This is a genomic window from Corynebacterium sp. (assembly GCF_030535495.1).
Lineage (GTDB): Bacteria > Actinomycetota > Actinomycetes > Mycobacteriales > Mycobacteriaceae > Corynebacterium.
Map to the genome: position 1 here is coordinate 1 of NZ_JAUNRW010000056.1, position 5,430 is coordinate 5,430.

The 5,430-nt window shown below is 67.0% G+C and carries 5 protein-coding genes; 4 read left to right on the forward strand and 1 reads right to left on the reverse strand.

Annotated elements, in window-relative coordinates:
* Positions 1 to 58: 58 nt before the first annotated feature.
* Positions 59 to 1,105, reverse strand: a complete 1,047-nt coding sequence (locus Q4F73_RS07955; protein WP_303358819.1) for a thermonuclease family protein — start codon at positions 1,103 to 1,105, stop codon at positions 59 to 61.
* Positions 1,106 to 1,205: 100 nt separating this feature from the next.
* Between Q4F73_RS07955 and upp the strand changes: the two genes are divergently transcribed.
* The 4 genes from upp to Q4F73_RS07975 all read left to right on the forward strand — a co-directional run bounded on the left by upp (position 1,206) and on the right by Q4F73_RS07975 (position 5,125).
* On the forward strand, positions 1,206 to 1,841 hold the full coding sequence (gene upp, locus Q4F73_RS07960) for a uracil phosphoribosyltransferase (protein WP_303358820.1): 636 nt from the start codon (positions 1,206 to 1,208) through the stop codon (positions 1,839 to 1,841).
* A gap of 69 nt (positions 1,842 to 1,910) precedes the next feature.
* The gene (locus Q4F73_RS07965; protein WP_303358821.1) at positions 1,911 to 2,390 is read left to right on the forward strand and encodes a helix-turn-helix domain-containing protein; all 480 of its coding nucleotides are present in this window, start codon (positions 1,911 to 1,913) and stop codon (positions 2,388 to 2,390) included.
* Positions 2,391 to 2,438: 48 nt separating this feature from the next.
* Positions 2,439 to 3,647 (forward strand): M20 family metallopeptidase, encoded by a 1,209-nt coding sequence (locus Q4F73_RS07970; protein WP_303358822.1) that lies wholly within the window; start codon positions 2,439 to 2,441, stop codon positions 3,645 to 3,647.
* 68 nt (positions 3,648 to 3,715) lie between these two features.
* The gene (locus Q4F73_RS07975) at positions 3,716 to 5,125 is read left to right on the forward strand and encodes an NAD(P)H-quinone dehydrogenase (RefSeq protein WP_303358823.1); all 1,410 of its coding nucleotides are present in this window, start codon (positions 3,716 to 3,718) and stop codon (positions 5,123 to 5,125) included.
* Positions 5,126 to 5,430: the final 305 nt, after the last annotated feature.

Here is a 5,430-nt window from a genome sequence, read left to right on the forward strand (position 1 = left end):
GTGGAGAGTGCTCATGCACTATTGGACTGAGAAAACCGGCGAAAGGTTCCCCGCTGATTTAGCCGATCTGAACCTTCGTTGCGCAGTCGATCTTGGCGTAGGGGCGCCCCTTATCATCGATGGAGGTCAGCGCGTAGTTGCCGCCGTAAGCGCGGCACCCGGTGTAACCACCCCCACCGATCGGAGCGGGCTGCGGGGCAGGCGCAGGGGCGATGTGTGGCGCGGGAACGACAGGCTGGACGGGACGCTCCCGGTCACGTCGCTCCTGTTCGACCCGCAGGCGATCTGCCTCCGCCTCGGCGGCTGCTGCCTCCCGAGCAGCCCGTTCCTCGCGGACCACTTCCTCGCGTCGGGATTCCAGTTCATCCTCCCGAGCCTTGAGCTGCGCCTCGAGATCCGCCAATGCGCGGCGTTCCTTCTCGTACCCGTCGAAAGCGGCGTTCTCGAAGTCACTGGGATTCTTGGTGGCGCCTTGAAGCTGACGAACCTCCGAGAGCAGGGCCAGCAACCTGGTTTCATGGAGGTCGATGTCAGTGGTTCCCATGGCGGCTACAGATGCGGCCAATAGTGCTGTGACCTGTGACGTCAGGTTCTCAGTTTGTTCTGCAACCGAGCATTCCTCCGGTAGCGCGTGGATGCCTTTCCCAGCGGCACGGGCCTCATCCTCAGCGGCGGACACAGAACCGTGGAAACGGCTGTTGGCGCCGAACTGCACGGCCACCCCGTAGCCCTCCCGGGCGATCTGGGCGTTGATCAGGTTCCCTCCCAGGTACACACCAGCCAGATCGCGACCGTAGCGGTCTGTGGTCTCTTCGTCGTACTGCAGGGAAACCTCGGTGCCTGCGGGGAGTACCGACCGCAGGAAGGCTGTGGCCTCCTCAGCCAGGCACTCGGCAGGAGCGCCGTCCCGGCCCATCTCCGGCGTGTCCACATTGAGGAGACGAATGCGCCGCTCTTCGCCGTCTAGCAGGGCGTCGATCGTGTCCCCGTCGATGACCCGGACAACGCTGACGGAATCTGACCCGGAGGTGATGACAGCCACGGCCGTCATGGTGGCGACCCCTCCCGCAGCCAGAGCTGCGACGATGGTTCCAAACTTGGGCATGAGGGCGGGGAACTCCTGACACTCGCGCGCACGCGGTGCGCTGACGTGAATAATCCAGGTGAACATTACCGGGGTCGCCCGCGCGTCTAGCATGGGTCGCATGGAGATCACCATCGTCGACCACCCGCTCGCCGCCTCGCGACTGACCATCATGCGTGACGCGCGCAGCGACAATGCCGCGTTCCGCGCCGCCCTTGCCGACCTGGGCACCATGCTCGTCTACGAAGCCTCCCGGGATCTGCCCGTCGAGCACTTCGACTGCCAGACCCCGGTGGCCGTCGCCGACGGCACCCGGCTGCAGGATCCGCCCATCGTGGTGCCGGTCATCCGCGCCGGGCTGGGCATGATCGACCCGGCGCTGTCGATGATCCCGGACGCGCAGGTCGGGTTCATCGGCCTGGCCCGCAATGAGGAGACTCACGAGCCGGTGCCCTACCTGGAGGCGTTGCCGCACGATCTCACCGGCCGCACGGTGTTCGTCGTCGATCCGATGCTGGCCACCGGCGGTTCCCTGCTGCATGCCATCCGCCTGCTCGCGGACCGCGGGGCCACCGACATCACCGCCATCTGCATGGTGTCGGCGCAGCCGGGCGTGGATGCCCTGGCGGAGTCCGGTCTGCCGGTGCGCCTGGTCACCGCCTGCGTCGATCCGGAACTTAACGATGACGCCTACATCGTCCCCGGTCTCGGCGATGCCGGGGATCGTCTCTACGGTCCGCGGAACATCGACCTGTAGGCACCCCCTCCCGCGCTCCGCCCACTGCAGTGGGCGGAGTTTTCCCACTGCAGTGGGCACCGTGGAGGAATGTCGCACGGGTACGAGTGGAACGGCTGGCCGAGCTTCGGGCTCCGCCTCGGCCGCAACCTCCGTGCGGTGCGCCGGAAGCGGGGGCTGACGCAGGATGATCTGGCGGCGCTGACCGGGCTGGCGCGGAACACGATCTCCAACATCGAACGCAATCTGGGCAACGCCGACACGCCGGGCGACCCGCAACTGTCGAATCTCTACCGTCTGGCCCGCGCGCTCGACGTCCCCCCGGCCGTGCTCCTGCCCGCCGGTGGGGAGGTGGTGGCGGACATCTGCCCAGCCACGGGGCTCGGCATCGACCTCCGCTGGCCGGCCGAGACGCAGCTCGAACCCTTCCGTGACGCCTACGTCCTGCACGGACAGCTCCCGCGCTACGAATCCGAGGTGGCCCGCGAGATCCACCCCACAGACCCGGGCGAGGTGGAGTCGGAGGATGAGCGCCCCGCCATCGAGGGAGAGGACCCGGCGACGGAGTAGGATCATAAGGCGTTGACCCCCGGATGAGGTCTGCGGAAAGGACAGTTCGTGAAGGGTATCGCCGCACGCGTCGATGAGTGGCTCATCGCCCACCAGGAGAAGGTGCTCGGTTGGCGTCGTCACCTGCATTCGCACCCTGAGCTGTCGCACATGGAGTACGAGACGACCGAGTTCCTCGAGGACACCCTCAAGGCGCACGGTCTCGCCCCGACCCGTTTCCCCGGCACCGGCCTCATGGTGGATGTCGGCCCGCCGACCGCGGACCGGCTGGCCTTCCGTGCCGACATCGACGCCCTGGCCGTCACCGAGCTGACCAAGCTGCCCTTCGCCTCCGCGGTGCCGGGGGTCTCGCACTCCTGCGGGCACGACGTCCACACCACGATCTCACTGGCCCTGGCATGTGCGCTGGCCGAGAATTCCGATGCGCTCAGCCACGGCATCCGCGTGCTGTTCCAGCCGGCGGAGGAGGTCATGGACGGCGGTGCCACCGACGTCATCGCCTGGGGCGGCCTGGAAGGCGTCGGCTCGATCTTCTCCCTGCATGTCGAACCGAAACTGCGGGTGGGCAAGGTGGGTGTGCGCACCGGCGCGATCACCTCGGCCGCCGACGTGCTGCGAATCAAGGTCTCCGGCCCCGGTGGACACTCCTCCCGCCCGCACCTGACCAACGACGTCGTCTACGCCCTGTCGTCCCTGGTCACCCAGCTGCCGGCGTTGCTCTCGCGGCGCATCGACCCGCGTACCGCCACCGTGCTCGTCTTCGGTTCCCTCAACGCCGGTTACGCCCCCAACGCGATCCCGGAATCCGGGCAGCTCACCGGTACGGTGCGGACGGCTGATATCGCGACGTGGCGCATTCTGGAGGACCTGCTGGAGGAACTCATCGCGCAGGTGCTGGCCCCCACCGGCTGCGCCCATGAGCTGTCCTACCAGCGCGGCGTTCCGCCGGTGCTTAACGACGATGTCGCCACGGCACTGCTGGCCGATGCCGCCCGCTCCATCGATCCCCAGTCCGTCGTCCAGGCTCCCCAGTCCTCCGGAGGCGAGGACTTCTCCTGGTATCTCGAGCATGTGCCGGGATCCATGGCGCGTCTGGGCTGTTGGTCCGGCGAGGGCCGGATGGGTGATCTGCACCAGGGGGACCTGCTTGTCGACGAGCGCGCCATCAGCGTCGGCGTCCGACTCTTCGCCTCGGTTGTCGAGCAGTACGGCGAGGGGACCGGAACGGGTGCATCCAGCGGCGGCTTCCTCTCCTAGCGACTAAACTCGGGTTCCAAGTGTCCGCGGGACCCGTGGACGGAACAATCGCGCGTGGAGGAGACCCCTTGAAGAATCGCATCGTCATCATCGGCGGAGGCCCCGCCGGCTACGAGGCAGCCCTGGCCGGAGCCAAGTACGGGGCGGATGTGACGATCATCGAGGAACGTGGGATCGGTGGTTCCTCCGTGCTGCTCGACTGCGTGCCCTCCAAGTCCTTCATCGCGGGTACCGGCATCAAGACCGACCTCCGCCGCGCCGATGACATGGGTCTCAACTCGCTGCTGGGCCGCGCGCGAATCCACCTGCCGGCGCTCAACGAGCGAGTGAAGAACCTGGCGGAGGAGCAGTCCGACGACATCGCCGTCCAGCTCGAGCGTGCCGGAGTGACCTTCGTCAACGGTCGTGCGCGTTTCGCCGAGTCCCAGCTCGACACCGTCCATCACGAGGTCACCGCGACCCTGGCCGACGGTTCCGAGCAGGTCTACGAGGCCGACCTGGTGCTCATCGCCACCGGTGCCACCCCGCGCATCCTGCCCAACGCGCAGCCCGATGGCGAGCGGATCCTCACCTGGCAGCACGTCTACGACCTGGAGGAAACGCCGGAGCACCTCATCGTCGTCGGTTCCGGTGTCACCGGTGCCGAGTTCGTCTCCGCCTTCGCCGAGCTGGGTGTCAAGGTCACCATGGTGGCCTCCCGTGACCGCATCCTCCCGCACGATGACGCCGATGCGGCCGACGTGCTCGAGCACGTGCTGTCCCAGCGCGGAGTCTCCCTGGAGAAGCACGCCCGCGTGGAGTCGGTGACGCGTACCGACGACGGCGGGGTCTGCGTCCGTACCTCCGACGGCCGCGAGATCTTCGGCTCCCACGCCATCATGTCCATCGGTTCCATCCCCGCCACCGAGGGCCTGTGCCTGGAGAACGTCGGCGTGAAGACCGCTGACTCCGGCCACATCAAGGTCGACCGTGTCTCCCGCACCAACGTCGCCGGCATCTACGCCGCCGGTGACTGCACCGATCTGTTCCCGCTGGCCTCGGTTGCCGCGATGCAGGGACGCATGGCCATGTACCACGCGCTCGGTGAGGGCGTGACCCCGATCCGTCTGAAGACGGTGGCCACCGCCGTGTTCACCCGCCCGGAGATCGCCGCCGTCGGTGTCACCCATGCCCAGGTGGAGAGCGGGGAGGTCTCGGCCCGCGCAGTCGTCCTGCCGCTGCAGTCGAACCCGCGCGCCAAGATGCGTTCCCTCAAGCACGGCTTCGTCAAGCTGTTCTGCCGCCGCAACTCCGGCCTGGTCATCGGTGGTGTCATCGTGGCGCCGACGGCCTCGGAGCTCATCCTGCCGATCGCCATCGCGGTGTCCAACAACCTCACCGTCAAGCAGCTCGCGGAGGTCTTCGCCGTGTACCCGTCGCTGTCGGGGTCGATCACCGAGGCGGCCCGTCGCCTGGTGGCCACCGACGACCTGGCGTAGGACGCCACCGAAACATACCGCGAAGGGCCCGAATCATCGACGACTCGGGCCCTTCGCGGTACGTTCTGCTGCCTCAGTGGGTGGTGTAGCCTGACTTAGGCCAATTTAGTCTGACGGCTGTGGTAGCGAATCGATGATGGTTTGGGCGTCGTCTGGGGCCGGGGACTGGGCGTGAACTGTTTGACCTGCGACCTTAATGGCAAACGAACAGTATTTGCTCAACGTCCGGACCAGCCTCTTCAACGACAACCCGGAAGCCTGCACCAGGATATGTCCTGTGGCCATTGCCGCCATCACGATCGTCA